The organism is Candidatus Auribacterota bacterium, from assembly GCA_026392035.1.
GTDB lineage: Bacteria > Auribacterota > Tritonobacteria > UBA1439 > UBA1439 > JAPLCX01.
This window is the reverse complement of sequence record JAPLCX010000078.1, coordinates 1-16,150: the sequence shown is the minus strand read 5'-3', so window position 1 is coordinate 16,150 and position 16,150 is coordinate 1. Positions and strand designations below refer to the sequence as shown.

Here is a 16,150-nt window from a genome sequence, read left to right as displayed (position 1 = left end):
CAATCAACCTTCGTGTCCTCCGTGGTGAAAAACGTAGAAGGATGGGATTATGGACAAGATCATAGTGAAGGGGGGCAGGAGGCTCAGGGGGACGGTGCAGATCGGCGGCTCCAAGAATGCCGCCCTGCCGATCATGGCGGCCGCGCTGCTCGGCGACAGTCCATCGAGCATCACAAACGTCCCCCGGGTGACCGACATCACTACCATGGCCGATATTCTCACCTCGCTCGGCGCCCGCATCGAGCGCCCCTCGCCCCATGAGATGGTGATTGATCCGCGCGGGCTGGACAATCCCACCGCCCCCTATGAGCTCGTGCGCAAAATGCGCGCGTCAATATGCGTGCTCGGCCCCCTCCTGGGGGCGATCGGCAGGGCGCGCATATCCCTGCCGGGAGGGTGCGCCATCGGCAACAGGCCGATTGATCTCCACCTCAAGGGGATGAAGCAGCTCGGCGCCGCCGTGGACCTCTCCCATGGTTTTGTCATCGCGGACGGGAAGCGTATGCGAGGGGCGGATGTATTTCTCGGGGGCCGCTTTAGTTCGAGTGTGCTGGCGACTGCCAATGTATTGATGGCTGCGGTGAAGACAAAGGGTGTCACGCGGATCGAGGGCGCCGCCTGCGAGCCAGAGGTTGTTGACCTGGCGCAGTTTCTCAGGAAGATGGGAGCGCGGATCGAGGGCGTGGGCTCGCACTCGCTCGTGGTCGAGGGCGTGAAGAGCCTTCGCGGAGCCGCGTACGATCTCATCCCTGACCGCATCGAGGCGGGGACCTATATGATCGCGGCGGCCATCACGGGGGGTGATCTGACGCTCAAGGGGTGCAGGGCGGCCCACCTGCGGGCGGTGATCGAAACGCTTGAGGGAGCCGGTGTTTCCATTCACGCCGGAGCGCGGACGATGCGGGTGAGGGGAGGAGAGAAGAGGCGGGTCGTAGATGTCACCACGCATCCCTATCCCGGGTTCCCCACCGACCTCCAGGCGCAGCTGATCGCTCTCATGGCGATATCCCCCGGCATCAGCGTGATCACGGAGAAGGTGTTCACCGAGCGCTTCATGCATGTTCCCGAGCTGAACCGGATGGCAGCCTGCATATCGCTTGAGGGTTCCAGCGCGATCGTCAAGGGGGTGCGGGCGCTGAGCGGCGCCCCCGTGATGGCGTCCGACCTGAGGGCCAGCGCGGCCCTCATCCTCGCGGGGCTGGTTGCGCGCGGCGAGACGGTGGTGGACAGGGTCTACCACATTGACCGCGGGTACGAGGACATCGTGGGGAAGTTGCGGAATGTCGGGGCCGAAATCGAACGCACCGGCTAAATGCAACTCATGTTAAAAAATCATATATGTAAAACCACAGATGAATACTACGGCCATAAGTGTAAGGCCTAAAGTTCAAAGAAATGATATCATCTTAAAACTTCAACTTTACACTTTCAGCTGTAGCCCTATCTGTGTTTATCAGTGGTTATAAATTAGCTTGCATATATGAATAGATCGAACGTGGAGGGAACATCGTATCAAGGCACGAATCCACCTCGTCGCGTCAGTTGCCGTGGGCGGGATCCTCTATTGCATTTTTCGTTCGCTGGCGGTCAGCGCGTGGAGCATCGTCGGGGGAACGCTCATTGACCTCGATCACCTCTACGATTACGCGCGGTACCCCTATCGTACAGAGAAGCGCGGATTCGATCTGCGCCATTTCTTTGAGGTGCTCACCGGCGCGAGGCTGGTAAATGTCTACGTGGTGCTCCACTCATGGGAGCTGGTCGCGATGGCACTCATGGCAGGTTGGTTTCTCCCCGCTGCGGGAGTCGTTCTCGTTCCTCTCGGGTTCGGGATGGCCATTCATCTACTGCTGGATGCGTTCACCAACCCGACCTCAATCATATGCTACAGCATTATCAGCCGCTCCGCCCACCGCTTCGCGGGGACGTTCTTTTTTAGGAGATAGTGCGCGTTCCCGTGATCACGCTGCGCCCTTGCCTTTTTCCAGGCGTGTGGTGAGTCTCTTCAAGAGGGCGATGATCTGGTCCTGATCCGCGGCGTGGATGCTGATTGAGGTTTCAAATCCTTCAAACCGGGCTATGAGAAACGCTTCATCGCAGCGGTCGGCGAGGGTAAATACCTTCTGCTCGACAGGAGCATACATATGTAGCGTCGGCTCTCCATTATATGCCTGAGTGCAGCCAACCCTCTGCGATCAGGTGAGTGTTGCACACTATCGCACGTCGAGTCCCTGTTGACAAGCATTATTATGCAAATATTTTCTCCCCCACCCTGCGCCGCCGTGTGGTAGATGGGATGGTATAGCGCCAGCGGGCCCCCCGGAGTAACACCTCATTGACGGAGGGATAATGCTTATTTATGTAGGGGCTTGATCCTTCGGTTTCGCTCAGGACAAGTTTTATCAAGCCCGTCGCGCGGGTCGGATAAATCCGACCCCTACATTTATATGCCGTTTGAGGGCGTCGTTTTATCTTGTGCGGGCCGGGTCATGGAAATATAATGCTCGGGGAGAGACCAGGAGGGTGATATGGATGCAATGGACGCAATCATGAAGCGGAGGAGCGTCAGATCCTTCACGGCCACGCCGGTACCGGTGAAGATAATAGAAAAGATCGTTGACGCCGGAAGGCTCGCCCCCACGGCCCGGAATGTTCAGCCATGGGAATTCGTCGTGGTCACAAATCCAGATACCCGTGTCGCGCTCGCGCAGCTCGCGACGACGGGGCCTTATATCGCTGACGCCCCTGTGTGCGTCGCCGTCTTCTGTGCTGATACGAAGTACTGGCTCGAGGATGGTTGCGCGGCCACCGAGAACATAATCATCGCGGCGCGCGCGCACGGCCTGGGCCACTGCTGGGTCGCAGGCGATAAAAAGCCGTACGCCGGGGCCGTCTCGGAGCTGCTGGGCGTTCCAGCGGGGTATCGTCTCATCTCGCTCATCGCGATCGGGTATGGCAAGGAAGATCCCCCGGCGCCTCCAAAGAGACCGCTCAAAGAGGTGCTCCACTGGGAGAGGTTTTAGAAAGCAAAAAGGCGCTGGAATTCGCCTTGAAGCTGTATTATACTGTCCCTAACCTCCTCATTATTCTAATAACTAGAGACCAGAAACGGTAGTTGCCGTAGTGACGGTGGATGTAGCTCAGTCTGGTTAGAGCACCTGGCTGTGGCCCAGGGGGCCGGGGGTTCAAATCCCCTCATCCACCCCAGCTTCTCGCGAAACAAAATAATTCGTTGCCTTCCGCCCCCCCCCATGTGTAGTATACTGTTGTGGAATATGGCCCGCTGTCAGGCAACGGAGGAAGAGATGAGAGCAAGACTGTTTATGACATTGAGCGCGGCGGTTATGGTTTCGATGACATCATTGACATTCGGCCAGCTGCAACCCGGCTCCCCCTGGCCGATGTTCCACAACAACGCGCTGCATACAGGACTCAGCTGGTCATACACCGGCCCGTCCGCGCCTGTTCTGGCATGGAGTTATAAAACTGCGGGCGGGGTGTACTCCCCTCCCGTGATCGGGAGCGACGGGAGGCTTTATTTCGGGGGTGATAGTAACATATACTGCCTTGGCTCAGCGGGCGGGCTGTATTGGAGTTATCTCGCGGCGAATTGGATTGGCACGGGTCCCGCGATCGGCCTTGACGGCAACATTCATGTCACGACCGCCCCCGTCTTTGAGGGTGATAACAACATATACTGCGTTAGCTCAGCGGGCGGGCTGGCGTGGAGCTATCGCGCATATTACGGCACACTGTCCTCTCCGGCGATCGGGAGTGACGGGATGATTTACTTCGGCACCCGCTGGCAAGATAACAACATATACTGCTTAAAGTCAATAGGCGGGCTGTCGTGGAGTTATCACGCAGGAGTATGCGATCTGTATTCCTCACCCGCGATCGGGAGTGACGGGAGGATTTATATAGGGTCCGACAGTGCAAATAACAACATATACTGCCTGGGCTCGGCGGGCGCTCTTGCGTGGAGTTATCGCGCGGCGGACTATGTGGATTCCTCTCCAGCGATCGGGGGGTCCGGGGAACTTTATGTCGGATCTAACGACAATAACATATACTGCCTGGGCTCGGCGGGCGCTCTTACGTGGAGTTATTGCGCGAAGGAGGATGTGTATTCCTCCCCCGCGCTCGGGAGCGACGGGAGGATTTATGTCGGATCCTATGATAATAATTTATACTCCCTGAATTCAACGGGCGAGCTGGCGTGGAGTTATCTCACGGCGGGCGATATACGTTCCTCCTCTCCCGCGCTCGGGAGCGACGGGAAGGTCTATGTAGGTTCTTACGACTGCAATATCTACGCCCTGGACTCAGCTGGTGCGCGGGCATGGACTTATAAGACCGGGGACTACTTGTATTCTTCTCCCGCGATCGGGAGTGACGGGAGGCTCTATATCGGGTCGTTTGATTACAACATGTATTCCATTGAGCAGGCGTCGACTGCAACTCCTACGAATACCCCGACAGTCACACCTACCAGCACGCCGACCACAACTCCCACAGTAACGCCCACAGATACGCCGACTCAGACGCCCACTGATACACCCACGATCACGCCGACACCAACTGAGACACCTACAGAAACGCCCACGATAACTCCAACACCAACGAACACTCCAACGAACACGCCGACAGATACGCCAACATCAACGCCGACTGACACGCCCACTCAGACGCCTACCGCGACACCGACGGAGACACCTTCGGTTACGCCTCCGGCTCCCACAGCCACACCCATCCCGCCGCTGGTCGTCCTCCCGGGGACGTTGACGACCGGCCAGACTTTCTCGGTTTATGTGGGACTGACTGAGGATATCACCCAGCCATTCGACTTCTATATGCTCGCCGACACCCCTGCAGGGGTCTACACGATTTACCTGAACGGGAAGGTCGAGAAGGGGATCGCGCCGCTCTACAGGAAGGTGAAGAGCTTCACCAAGGACTACATAACGACGATACGCCCAAAGATCAAAATTCCCGCATCCATGAAAGGGAAGACGATCACCTTCTACGCCGCTTTCATACAGGCTGGGAAGAAACCGCCAGTGAAAAAGCTGTCCGATCTCACGCCGACCACCCAGTATGTGATCCTTATGGATAAGCACGCGGCGGTGGTGAATTAGCGGCTTCTCAATACAGCTATTTCCCGGCTATCAAACAGGTTCTAACCTGGTCTACCCAGCCACCCCATCCCTTCTCCATGAGTCAGGTATCCCGTCTGGTCGAGACGAGGGCTGTATGTCGGTGTGCTCCTTCTCCTGCTGGTCGTGCTCCTCGCTGCGGCAAGTTCCCGGGTGCGGCACGCTCAAAAAAGTACGAATTTTCGGAATGTTGTATTATAATGTGCGGACGTGGCACTATGGCTGACAATGGCATTTGAGCGATCGAAATACACAGCGCAATTCAAGGAGGAGTCGCGAGAGCGCCTCCAGGCAATGGCGCGATGGCTAACGGCATGCAGGGAAAAAGCTGGTCGCGGAGACGCCCTGAGGAATATTATTAAGGGGGCGCATACGATCAGGGGATCCGCCACCATGCTGGGGTATGCGCGCATTGCGGCCATCGCGCGGGAACTGGAGTCCGGGCTGGAGGGGGCGCTCAGTCAGGAGATTACCATGTGGAGGCCGCTTCTCGATAAGATAGCCGGGCAGCTTACATCCATGGAAATGCTGCTGGAAAAAATAGCGTGCGAACAGGAGTGAGCAGCGGCGAGGGGTGAAGCGAGAGAGGGGAGGGGGAACAATGCCTAAAAAAGTGTTGATTATTGAGGACAGCGCCACCGATGCAGCGATTGTGAAAGATCTCCTCGATAAGGAGGGGATGAAGGTTGAGATCGCCATCACCGGGAAAACCGGCGTGGAGAAGGCGGTGTGCCTCAAGCCCGATCTGATCGTTCTTGACCTCATCCTCCCGGATATCAGCGGATTCGACGTGTGCGCGCAGCTCAAGGAGAAGGCCGTATTGAAAAAGACGATCGTCGTAGTCTTGAGCATCAAGGACGACATCGAGGATATCACGAAGGCGTTCCATACGGGGGCGGATGACTACATTATCAAACCGACCGTGCCCGAACTCCTGATACGGAAGATAAAACTGTACCTGGGGATGCGGTGAACAGCGGGTGGAACCGCGCGCCCTCCGCGAGGGGGCGTTCACACAGTGAACGGCAACGGCATCGCAAAGAGGATTGCATATGGATACATGGAGGATTGTTCTAAGCGAAAAAGACATTCCCAGGCAGTGGTATAACCTGGCCGCAGACCTGCCCAGCCCCCCGGAGCCTCCCCTGGGGCCCGACGGGAAACCCGTCACCCCGGATATGCTCGCCCCGGTGTTCCCCATGAACCTGATAGAGCAGGAGATGACAGCGGAACGCTGGATAGACATACCCGAGGGGATACTCGAGATCCTGTGCCGCTGGCGGCCGACGCCCCTCCGCAGGGCGATCCATCTCGAGAAGCGCTTGAATACCCCGGCGCGCATCTATTACAAGGATGAGAGTGTGAGTCCGCCGGGGAGCCACAAACCGAACACGGCCGTGGCGCAGGCGTGGTACAACAAACAATTCGGCATCAAGAGGCTTTGCACCGAGACGGGCGCCGGCCAGTGGGGGTGCGCCCTCGCGTACGCATGCACGCTGATCGGCCTGGAGTGCAAGGTCTTCATGGTGCGGATCAGCTTCGACCAGAAGCCGCTTCGGAAGATCATGATGCGGGTCTGGGGCGCCGACTGCGTGGCGAGCCCGAGCAGCGAAACGAACGCGGGGCGTGCAATCCTGAATAAAATGCCGGACACCCCCGGCAGCCTCGGTATCGCCATCAGCGAGGCGATCGAGGCCGCGGTTACCGATCCCTCGGGGAAGACCCGCTATTCACTGGGGAGCGTGTTGAACCACGTGCTGCTCCACCAGACGATCATCGGCCTCGAGGCGAAGAAGCAGCTCGCGATGGCGGGAGTGAAGAAGCCGGATATCGTCATTGCGTGCGCCGGGGGAGGCAGCAATTTCGCGGGACTGTCGTTCCCGTTCGTGTGCGACAAGATCCACGGCGCCGAAATCAAGATAATGCCGGTCGAGCCCACGGCCTGCCCGACCATGACGCGCGGCCCCTTCGCCTACGACCACGGCGACACCGCCCGCATGACGCCGCTCATCGCCATGTACACGCTCGGCCATGCGTTCGTCCCTCCGCCGATCCACGCCGGCGGGCTCCGCTACCACGGCATGGCGCCCCTCGTGAGCCAGGCGATCGTCGAGGGGCTTGTCGAGCCGCGCTCCTACGATCAGCTAAAGTGTTACAAAGCGGCGATGCTCTGGGCCTCGACCGAGGGAGCGATTTGCGCACCCGAGACGAGCCACGCGATCGCCTGCGTCATCGATGAAGCCGCGAAGGCCAGGGAGGAGGGGAAACAGAAGGTGATCCTGTTCAACTACAGCGGTCACGGGCTCATGGACCTCACGGGCTACGACAAATTCCTTTCCGGCCAGCTCACCGATTACGTGCTCCCCGACGAGGCCCTCCAGGAGTCGATAGAGGTTATCAAGCACCACCCCCGGCCGAAATCGCAGAAGTCGGGAAAGTGGTAAACCTGTTAACGTTCTTTCATATGAGATGAGCACCAGTTGTGGCAAATGGCTCTTTATGCAAAAATCAGGGTCAAACCTCGTCTATTGACTGCGAGACAACCGGATGATCGGTGACAATGGCGCGAGGCTCGGCAGGTGGTACTCGAGTTGATCTGCCGGGTGGAATGGTGAGGCGAGGTTACTGCATTTCCTCGGAGCGGAGCTAAGTGAGGTAGGGGGGATGCCGTGGAAGATGATTGCGAGCGGTTCCGGGAGAATATCCAGACGGATAAACAGTTGTTCAAACGTCGATAGGATGTATCGAACTTTGTTTAGTCAATAGACGAGGTTTGACCCTGAAGTTTTTTTGACCCTGAGGTTTTTTCTCAGTGACTCAATCTTTCGAATGTGTGGTAGCTTTTTACATCGGCAGTGGTTCAAACGTGCCGGCGGTAGGATGAATGTTATCAGAATCTTTTTGAAAAGGGGTTTCCTCCCGCGGCGAGGCGTGCATCTCCTTCCAATTGATTTTCCGAAGGGGCTCTGTTTTTACCCGGAAGCTCGCACCAGGAATAGGGGGTTCAGTTGCCGGAGAGACCGGCCTCAGTGCCCTGGCAAATCGGTTCGAGTGAGGAACAGGTGGGGAGATAGTCTGCTGGTTCTCCGAAGTGGTGACGGCGCTTTCTTCAGGCTGCGGGGCGGCATTCGCAGATGTGTGTTTCGCAGGGTGCGATAAAGCCAAATCGTGATGTCCGGAGTCGAGGGGCTTTCTACCGCTTGTAAAGAAGAGCGCAATGAGGATGATGATCAGGATAATATACGGAGTCTCGGGCCTCCTTATCTGATGCGCAATATTCTGCATGCGTGTCATTGCGGCACCTCCTGCCAGTAGATGAGATCATACGCCTTCGCGGGCGGGAAGTAGGGGGGGGGATAGTAGAGGAGTCTCTTGTCATAAATGTAGTTTTTGGAATAGCCTCCTGTCCTCGGGGCGATGCCCTGGCCCACCGCTCCGCGCGTTTTTTGGACGATTCCGCCCACCACGGTTAATACTCCCTCGAGATGGCTTGCGTAATCCTCGACTCGGAAGCTACCGACGCTCCCATTGAGATTATCAGAAGTCCCGAGCGCCATGATGCTGCCAGAAATAGTGCGATTGATTGCAGGGCCATCATCATCAGCGACAATGACATCGCCTTTCGCGACAAGGCCGAGCGTGTCGGAGGATTCCGGCTGATTGTATCCCGCGGCATCGGGAATGCCGTCGCCATTATCATCCGTGTCATCTGCAGCCTCGCCAGGGAGGTCGTAATCCCCATCGCCGTCCCGGTCAAAATGGGGATCGTTGACACCGTTGTCATTGGCATCGCTTAACAATCCGTCACCATCGTAGTCCACAGGATTCACGCGGTACACAACATTATCGGTCACGATGATATCGCCCTTCGTGAGGACGGTGAACTGGCCCGCGAGTGCCCCCTGCACCTCCGCATCTCCGTTGACGTAGATGACCGCCTTGCCGCCCGGGTTGGCTTCCCCGTCGTACACTGTTGCGTTATACGTCACCGTCACCGTCTCGGTGGTGTAGTAGCCGGCGTGTGTATGCGTCTGAGAGTAGTTGGTGCGATGATAGATGCCGGCGTGCGTTCCTACCCAACTGTGGGTGTGGGTGACCGGATCGTGCCAGACCTGTTGCTCCTCCGGCTGCGTGTATTGCACCTCCCCGACATTTCCCCCTCCCACGCTCAGCGTGATTTCAGAATCGCCGTTGACGACGATGCCCTGGCTCCCCTGCGCCGCTGCTTCTATGTCGGTGGTGCTTGTGGGATAGGGAACGTTCGGGGCGCTCAGCTTATAGCCATCCCGGAAGTTCGGCACATCCATGGGCGAGTTCGAGGGATTCGAGCTGGAGATGGGATTGCCATTATTGTAAAAAGTGAAGGTGCTCCCGCTCTGGCTTGCCAGGCCCCAGAAGTCCGGTTCGCCGGCCAGGTGAAGCGTGCCATTGGTATGCACGAGCCCCAGCAATGCATCCTGCGTAGTGAACCATATAGTTGGCTCGGTATTCGTGAAATAAGCGTAGCGTGCGAAACTCCCCAGGATGGCTTTGACGACGATTGCGCGCTTGATGGTCCTGAGATTGGTTGTCATGGCTGGATCGGGGTCGTTATCGACGACGGTGCCGGTAGAGGTGATGGTATAGCAGGGGATACCGAACGCGCCTGATGAAACCACGATCCGGGCGGTGTAAGAGCCGCTTCCGAGATTGACCGAGCTCGCGCCAAGAACGGTGGCTGCAGGGATGGTTTGGGGAGTCGTAGGCGAAGAAGCCTGGCTGGAGAGCCACTGCTTTGCGTGTTCACTCCCCGCCTCTGCCAGGTAGAGCGCGGCGGTGTGCTTGATTTTTCGCGATGTGTGCCGAACGTCGGTATGGACGGCACAGAGCCAGCCTTGCCCCCAGCCGAAAGTTTGCCCAGCCTGCTCAGAGTAGGAGCCGCTACTGCTGATCGGCTCGAATACGACGCCGACGATGAGCCCTGTGAAAAGCAGGATCACCAGGAGCACGATGAGCAGCAGGCTGCCGGATTCATTTGTCATGCGTTGTGTTTTCATGGCATCATTTGTTCCTCGGAAATAGTTCCATGCTGAAATCGAGCCCCGGCTCGTTAGGGTCTCTCAGGTGATCTCCGTCTCTGTCCTGAAAGCAGCGGAAGACGAGCTGGACGCGGTCTGTTTTATATGATGAACTCCCCACCGGTATCTGCTGGAACAGGTTTGTGCCGCTGATCTTCTCCACGTTCCTGAGAAGGACTCCATCGGTGGCGGGGTTCGGGGTGCCGTTTGTGTTCAGGCACACCCTGCCGCCATTCAGGTAGTAAATTGGTTTCACGTACACGACTTCATTATCCTTGTGAGGCGCAGCGGTGGTCGCGTTGTAGGCGCGCGTGCACGAAGAGATCTCTGGATTCGGCAGTCCCCTGCCCGTGACACCGCCGTAGAGTATCGCTTCGCCACCGATATAGATTACCCCCGATGAGGGTAAAGGGCCCGTCGAGTCCACGGGGATAGCAGTATCCGAACTGGCGATATCCGCACGGAGATTGGTGACCGGGATAGTGAGATTGATCTGATCACCCGTTGGTTGCACGGAGAGCAGCTCGGCGCCCCTCACATCGGCGGCGATACGTTCCATCCCGTAGCGCGCCTCGGATGTCAGGCGCATCTGGGTTGAACCATCGCTAAAGAGGCGAGAGAGCGTGATGAATAGCCCCAGCACTCCTCCCGCGACGATGATCGAGCATGAAGAGGCGAAGAGAACCTCTATCAGGGTAAATCCCTTTTTCTGTCTCATCTCCCGCGCGTTCATAGGGCATCACCGTCATGGTTTGGTGACAATATTGTCACTCACGAGCGTGTCGAGTGCCACGTTGAGATTGCGCCTGCACTCGTTCCATTTCACGGCAACCGTAATTTTCTTCCGCTGGCTCCCATCAGAGGTGACCACGGCGGCAACATTCCCCCTGAGGGACCCCGCCGAATCCAACGGCACATTATTCTCATCGTACGCATGGGCCGTCGTCGATAAGCTCGCGAATTTAAGATTCATCAGATTTTCTATCTTCTTCTGCGCGAGGGTGAGCGCGGTCATTTTATGCGCATTGATTTTGGTGGTGCTGTAGCAGAACAGCATCGCCCCGAGGAGGACCGGTATACAAATGCCGAATACGGCGATACTCACAAGGACTTCGACTATCGTGAGGCCGTGCTCTGGCCTCCGGCATCTTCGCTTCTCTAATCTATGCGCGCTCATCTCCCTCACCTCTTAACAGAACGCCCGCCATCTGATAGAGGCGGGCGCGGACATAAGACCCGGCAACTGACTGCCCTGTCCTACGACCCTCTTCCTTTTTTTTGAGAGGAGTCTCAGGGCTCTTGAGCTTTGCGCCCCACCCTTACGGATGGTTTGCCTTTATCAGGGTCTCCATCGGAGAGGGCTTCCTGCCCTCTCCTCTTTCCACCTAAAATTTACATCAATAAAACCAATATGTCAAGGGCAGGGAGCATTCTGGGAGGTTTTTGACATTGAGAGACACTTATGGTAAGTTCAGACTGGTAGGTTTATCCGCCTGAGCAGAAGAGCCCGGGCTCCATGCGATGCCGCATGGCGTCGTGCCCGTGGGGGATCCCTCGGACTGGAAATGGCGGATGGAAGATTCTTCAGGAGAGAAGATCTCGTGAAGCGGTTAGCGGTCTCCTGTGGATGTATAGCCGTTGCGGTTTTTATTTCCGGAGCCGTAGTGGCGCAAGTCGCCGGCGACTGGCCTATGTTCCGTTACAATCCGGCGCACACGGCTCAGAGCCCTTTCCTGGGTGCTTCGACTGTGGCCCTTGTGTGGAGCTATGAAGGAGGAGGAGAGGTGAGTTCTTCTCCCGCCATTGGATCGGATGGCCGGTTGCATGTGGGGTCTAATGACGACAACCTTTATGTGATCAATTCAACTGGATCCCTTTTCTGGAGCTATGCGAGCGATGGTTGGATCAGGTCATGTCCTGCGATAGACTTTGATGGACGAGCGTATGTGGGGTCCAATGACAAGAATCTCTATGCCTTCAATTCATCAGGCACATTGTGCTGGAGCTACTTAACATGGAATACAGTATCTTCTTCTCCAGCTATAGGATCTGCGGGGATGGTGTATATCGCGTCTCTCGACAATAATCTTTATGCATTTCATTCTACAGGGACGATGCTGTGGAGCTATGGCACTGGAAATTGGATATCTTCTTCTCCCGCAGTAGATTCCGAGGGACAGGCATATATCGGATCATATGACAACAATATGTACGCAATCGCTTCGTTAGGTACCTTTATATGGAGCTATCTCACCGGAGGTGATATTTATTCTTCACCCTGCGTGAGATCTGACAGAGAGGTCTATGTCGGGTCGTGGGACAACAATTTATATGCCCTCGGTTCTTCAGGTGCATTTATGTGGAGCTATGGAACTGGAGGTCTGGTGACCTCTTCTCCCGCGCTCGGATCAGACGGGGGCTTATATGTTGGATCCAATGACAATAGCTTGTATCACATTAGTTCAATAGGGAGTTTCGCATGGAGTTACGCAACGGTGGGCAGTGTGGAATCTTCTGCCGCCCTCGCTTCTGACGGGCAGATATATCTTGGCTCTAACGATAACAATTTCTATGTAGTTACGTCAGCAGGGAATCTTATATGGAGTTATTTCACTGGAAACACGGTGTACTCTTCTCCATCACTGGGATCAGATGGACGTGTCTATGTGGGATCTGATGATAATAGACTGTATATCTTCGGAGGCACACCGGCCCCGACTCCCACCGGCCCCACGCCCACCCCCACCGATACTCCGACGATCACGCCGCCGCCGACGATCACCGATACGCCAACAATAACCCCGACGCCGACGATCACGCCGACAGTAACGATAACTCCCACGCCTACGGATACCGGCACACCAACCGATACCCCGACGGTCACCCCCACGCCGACACCGACAATCACGCCGACGGTGACGCCCACCCCCTATGCCCCGTGGCCGATGTTCCACTATGACATGTGGCACAGGGGATTCAGCCACCTCGAGGGGCCGAGCTTCGCCGGACTCAGGTGGAGCTACCGCACCGGCGGCGTAATCCAATCATCTGCCGCGATAGGGCCCTTGAATGCGTGCTATATCGGATCGGATGATTTCAGGTTATATGAGCTCCTGTCTGAGGGCGCGCTCGGCTGGAGCTACTATATGGGCGTGGGCCGCACGGTATCCTCCCCGGCCCTCGGTTCCAACGGAAATGTCTATGCAGCAACAACGGCTGGCCTCGTCGGATGCATCTACTCCCTGTCCCAATCCGGCGGACTGGCATGGAGCTATGAGGGAACATCCCCGTTCCTCTCTCCCATGCTCGACGGCGATTGCAACGTGTACGCCGGGTCCCATGATAAAAGGCTGTACGCCCTGGCCGTTGCCGGCGTGCTGCGGTGGAGCTATGCGATGGCGAACAGGATGGACTCCTCTCCGTCAGCGTACGCGGGAACAAGGATCTACGCCGGCGCGTATGATAAGAACATATACGCATTCAACGCGGCCGGGTCGCTTGAGTGGAGCTACGGCACCGGCGACATGGTCGCGGGATCGGCGGCGGTGGGGGGCGATGGGAGTGCGTACATAGGCTCGAACGACAACAAGCTGTACGCCCTCTCATCGTCGGGCGGCCTTCTGTGGACGTTTGACGGGGGGGCGCGCAACTGCCCGGCGCTCGATTCCGACGGAGCGATTTATTTCGGAGGCGAGTACCAGAGAATATACTCGCTGTCGTCATCGGGCGGACTGCGATGGAGCTATCGCGCGATTTCGACCCTCAACTCCGCCCCTGCCATTGATTCATCCGGGAAGGTTTTTATAGGCGCGCAAGACGGGAGGAGCGTGTACGGCCTCGGCCCCTCTGGGGACCTGCTGTGGAATTATTACATAGGGGGACAAATCGTGTCGAGCTCCATCGCGATAGGCGAGGGGAGGAGGCTCTATATCGGCGCGCAGGATAGTTCGATCTACTGCCTCGACCTCGTACCGACCTTCACCCCGACCCTCACGCCGACGGTCACACCGACGCGGACGCCGACGGGAACGCCTACGGAGACGCCGACCATCACGCCGACACCAACGATTACCCCGACACCAACGGTAACTCCGACGCCGACCAGCACTCCCACTCCCACGGTTACCGGCACGCCAACCGGAACCCCGACCATCACGCCGCCACCGACGGTGACGCCCACGAGAACGCCCACGAGTCCTCCCACCTCCACGCCGACACTGGTGCCGACGTCCACCACGACTCCACCTGTGCCCACTCCCACGCCGGTGCCGACGCTGTCTATCGAGGCAGGACCTCTGGTCGTGCGTGAACGGTTCAGGCTCGGCGTCACACTTTCACAGAGCATCACCGCCCGGTTTGATTTCTACATTCTCGCCGATACCTCCCTGGGGACTTACAGGATTTTCCCGAAAGGCACGGTCAAACGTGGTATAAAAGCCTTATATAAGAATGTCCCGGGCCGTAAGGCGCCCTATTCACTCTCAATCCGTTCGGCCGGAACCGTTCCCAGGGCGCTGGCAGGCTCCACAGTCTGGTTCTATAGCGTCGCGGTGGAGGCCGGAAAGCTGCCGCCGGTCTCGCGCCTGTCGCAGCTCACCGCTGACACCAGGTATGTGATTGCCTTCGCCAAGACCTCAGCGGTGGTTCAGTAATGCGTGTGAATGCCGTGCGCGCGGAGGCCTCGTGATGTGAAACAAAAAAGAATTTACAGCGGCAAGCTTATCCAGCTCTCCCTCAAGAGAAAAAGGCTCCCGGGCGGATATGTCGCGGATCTGGAAGTCGTGCGCCATCCGGGGGCCGTGCTGATCGTGCCGCTCCTCCGCAAAAGCAGGGTCATCCTCATACGGCAGTACCGTCCGGTCATCGACGCGTACATATGGGAGCTGCCCGCCGGCACGCTCAAGAGGAATGAAACGCCGCTCCGCTGCGCCAAGCGTGAGCTGGTGGAGGAGATCGGTTACACGGCGAAGGTATGGAAGAGGATCGGATATATCTATCCCGCCCCTGGCTACACCACTGAGAGAATCCACCTCTTCACGGCCGAGGGGTTGGAACGAGTCAGATCTCGAAGGGATCAGGATGAGATAATAACGCCGCGGGTGTTCTCAAGGAAAGATATTGCGAGGCTCCTGGCCAGGAGGAGAATCGTTGACGCGAAAACAATCTGCGCCCTCGTAATGTCCCGCGTGGTCTAACTTCAACCAAATACGCAAATTAACTTATAACCACGGATAAACACAGATTAACACTGATGTAAAAAACAGGTATAGGTTTCCAGTTTCTCGTTTCTGGAAATATTATTTTAATCTGTGTGTATCTGCGTGCATCCTGTTTCACAACACGCATCTGTGTTTATCCGTGTTCATCTGTGGTTTCTATAATGTCATCCTTCAATATTGGTCGTATTTAAAATTTATGGAAGGCTACCTCATCTGTCCCCAGTGCCGTGGAGAGACCCCCGGTGAGAACCTCAACTGCATCTACTGCGGATCTGCGCTTCCTCACAGAATCGGTGTGTTCACAAAATTGAGGTATGGCGGGAGGGGATTCTTCTTCGTCCTTGTGGCGCTCGCGATCATTGTTGCGCTGCTCGTATGGATGGTCGTGTAGGATCAGCGCTCACCCTAGCCCGATATATTCATCAACTGGAGATCAGCCTTCGGGCACTCGATTATATATTGCAGTGTAGGGGCGTGATTCCCGCCTAAGTCGGGCAAGTATCACGCTTGCCGCGCAAAATGCGTGGCCCGGCGCGATTCGGGTTCGATGAATCGAACCCCTACAATAGAGAGACGGATAAGTAGGGTCTCCTGAAAAAGTATTTTTCGGATTGTATACGCGAGAGCACCGGCTATTATCTCCCCCTTCATACCTGAAAGAGACTTCCCCTCCCGCCCCTGGTCAGATTCTCTTCGCCGCCGTGGCCAGATTCATGCC

Annotated in this window: 14 protein-coding genes, 1 tRNA gene and 1 riboswitch; of the genes, 11 read left to right on the top strand and 4 right to left on the bottom strand. The window is 57.0% G+C overall.

Going from position 1 to position 16,150, the window contains the following annotated elements; translation table 11 throughout:
* Positions 1-49: 49 nt before the first annotated feature.
* Both murA and NTX71_08030 read left to right on the top strand, forming a co-directional pair.
* Entirely contained in the window at positions 50-1,312 is a 1,263-nt protein-coding gene (murA, locus tag NTX71_08035; GenBank protein MCX6339852.1) for a UDP-N-acetylglucosamine 1-carboxyvinyltransferase, read from the top strand.
* Between the two features lie 235 nt (positions 1,313-1,547).
* Positions 1,548-1,946, top strand: a complete 399-nt coding sequence (locus NTX71_08030) for a hypothetical protein (protein MCX6339851.1) — start codon at positions 1,548-1,550, stop codon at positions 1,944-1,946.
* A gap of 15 nt (positions 1,947-1,961) precedes the next feature.
* Here NTX71_08030 and NTX71_08025 read toward each other — a convergent pair whose 3' ends face one another.
* Complete coding sequence (locus NTX71_08025; GenBank protein ID MCX6339850.1) at positions 1,962-2,144, bottom strand: hypothetical protein; 183 nt, start codon at positions 2,142-2,144, stop codon at positions 1,962-1,964.
* A 384-nt stretch (positions 2,145-2,528) separates the two neighbouring features.
* Here NTX71_08025 and NTX71_08020 point away from each other — a divergent pair, with 384 nt between their 5' ends.
* From NTX71_08020 to NTX71_07995, 6 genes are all read left to right on the top strand, one after another.
* Positions 2,529-3,023 carry a nitroreductase family protein gene (locus NTX71_08020; protein MCX6339849.1) on the top strand — a complete coding sequence of 165 codons (495 nt, stop codon included), beginning with the start codon at positions 2,529-2,531 and terminating at the stop codon, positions 3,021-3,023.
* A 106-nt stretch (positions 3,024-3,129) separates the two neighbouring features.
* Positions 3,130-3,207, top strand: a tRNA-His gene (locus tag NTX71_08015).
* A 98-nt stretch (positions 3,208-3,305) separates the two neighbouring features.
* Positions 3,306-5,138, top strand: coding sequence for a PQQ-binding-like beta-propeller repeat protein (locus NTX71_08010; GenBank protein ID MCX6339848.1), 1,833 nt, complete (start codon positions 3,306-3,308; stop codon positions 5,136-5,138).
* Between the two features lie 246 nt (positions 5,139-5,384).
* Entirely contained in the window at positions 5,385-5,717 is a 333-nt protein-coding gene (locus NTX71_08005; protein MCX6339847.1) for an Hpt domain-containing protein, read from the top strand.
* 40 nt (positions 5,718-5,757) lie between these two features.
* Positions 5,758-6,129, top strand: coding sequence for a response regulator (locus NTX71_08000; protein ID MCX6339846.1), 372 nt, complete (start codon positions 5,758-5,760; stop codon positions 6,127-6,129).
* Positions 6,130-6,208: 79 nt separating this feature from the next.
* Positions 6,209-7,600: a TrpB-like pyridoxal phosphate-dependent enzyme gene (locus NTX71_07995; protein ID MCX6339845.1), complete on the top strand. Its 1,392-nt coding sequence runs from the start codon at positions 6,209-6,211 to the stop codon at positions 7,598-7,600.
* Positions 7,601-8,446: 846 nt separating this feature from the next.
* Here NTX71_07995 and NTX71_07990 read toward each other — a convergent pair.
* Genes NTX71_07990 through NTX71_07980 form a run of 3 tightly spaced genes read right to left on the bottom strand, consistent with a single transcriptional unit; the run spans position 8,447 to position 11,390 of the window.
* Positions 8,447-10,192: a hypothetical protein gene (locus tag NTX71_07990; protein ID MCX6339844.1), complete on the bottom strand. Its 1,746-nt coding sequence runs from the start codon at positions 10,190-10,192 to the stop codon at positions 8,447-8,449.
* A 4-nt stretch (positions 10,193-10,196) separates the two neighbouring features.
* The gene (locus NTX71_07985; protein MCX6339843.1) at positions 10,197-10,931 is read right to left on the bottom strand and encodes a prepilin-type N-terminal cleavage/methylation domain-containing protein; all 735 of its coding nucleotides are present in this window, start codon (positions 10,929-10,931) and stop codon (positions 10,197-10,199) included.
* A gap of 27 nt (positions 10,932-10,958) precedes the next feature.
* Complete coding sequence (locus NTX71_07980) at positions 10,959-11,390, bottom strand: prepilin-type N-terminal cleavage/methylation domain-containing protein (protein MCX6339842.1); 432 nt, start codon at positions 11,388-11,390, stop codon at positions 10,959-10,961.
* A 58-nt stretch (positions 11,391-11,448) separates the two neighbouring features.
* Positions 11,449-11,558, bottom strand: a riboswitch (cyclic di-GMP riboswitch).
* A gap of 256 nt (positions 11,559-11,814) precedes the next feature.
* Here NTX71_07980 and NTX71_07975 point away from each other — a divergent pair.
* From NTX71_07975 to NTX71_07965, 3 genes are all read left to right on the top strand, one after another.
* A complete protein-coding gene (locus tag NTX71_07975) occupies positions 11,815-14,865 on the top strand; it encodes a PQQ-binding-like beta-propeller repeat protein (protein ID MCX6339841.1) in 3,051 nt (1,016 codons plus the stop codon).
* A gap of 36 nt (positions 14,866-14,901) precedes the next feature.
* On the top strand, positions 14,902-15,408 hold the full coding sequence (locus NTX71_07970) for an NUDIX hydrolase (GenBank protein ID MCX6339840.1): 507 nt from the start codon (positions 14,902-14,904) through the stop codon (positions 15,406-15,408).
* A 220-nt stretch (positions 15,409-15,628) separates the two neighbouring features.
* Entirely contained in the window at positions 15,629-15,823 is a 195-nt protein-coding gene (locus NTX71_07965) for a hypothetical protein (GenBank protein MCX6339839.1), read from the top strand.
* Positions 15,824-16,150: the final 327 nt, after the last annotated feature.

Excerpts from the sequence above, each read along its gene's own strand:
- murA (MCX6339852.1), top strand. The coding sequence starts at position 50 with ATGGACAAGATCATAGTGAAGGGGGGCAGGAGGCTCAGGGGGACGGTG.
- NTX71_07980 (MCX6339842.1), bottom strand. The coding sequence starts at position 11,390 with ATGAGCGCGCATAGATTAGAGAAGCGAAGATGCCGGAGGCCAGAGCAC.
- NTX71_08000 (MCX6339846.1), top strand. The coding sequence starts at position 5,758 with ATGCCTAAAAAAGTGTTGATTATTGAGGACAGCGCCACCGATGCAGCG.
- NTX71_07995 (MCX6339845.1), top strand. The coding sequence starts at position 6,209 with ATGGATACATGGAGGATTGTTCTAAGCGAAAAAGACATTCCCAGGCAG.
- NTX71_08005 (MCX6339847.1), top strand. The coding sequence starts at position 5,385 with ATGGCATTTGAGCGATCGAAATACACAGCGCAATTCAAGGAGGAGTCG.
- NTX71_08025 (MCX6339850.1), bottom strand. The coding sequence starts at position 2,144 with ATGTATGCTCCTGTCGAGCAGAAGGTATTTACCCTCGCCGACCGCTGC.
- NTX71_08020 (MCX6339849.1), top strand. The coding sequence starts at position 2,529 with ATGGATGCAATGGACGCAATCATGAAGCGGAGGAGCGTCAGATCCTTC.
- NTX71_07990 (MCX6339844.1), bottom strand. The coding sequence starts at position 10,192 with ATGAAAACACAACGCATGACAAATGAATCCGGCAGCCTGCTGCTCATC.
- NTX71_08010 (MCX6339848.1), top strand. The coding sequence starts at position 3,306 with ATGAGAGCAAGACTGTTTATGACATTGAGCGCGGCGGTTATGGTTTCG.
- NTX71_07985 (MCX6339843.1), bottom strand. The coding sequence starts at position 10,931 with ATGAGACAGAAAAAGGGATTTACCCTGATAGAGGTTCTCTTCGCCTCT.
- NTX71_07965 (MCX6339839.1), top strand. The coding sequence starts at position 15,629 with ATGGAAGGCTACCTCATCTGTCCCCAGTGCCGTGGAGAGACCCCCGGT.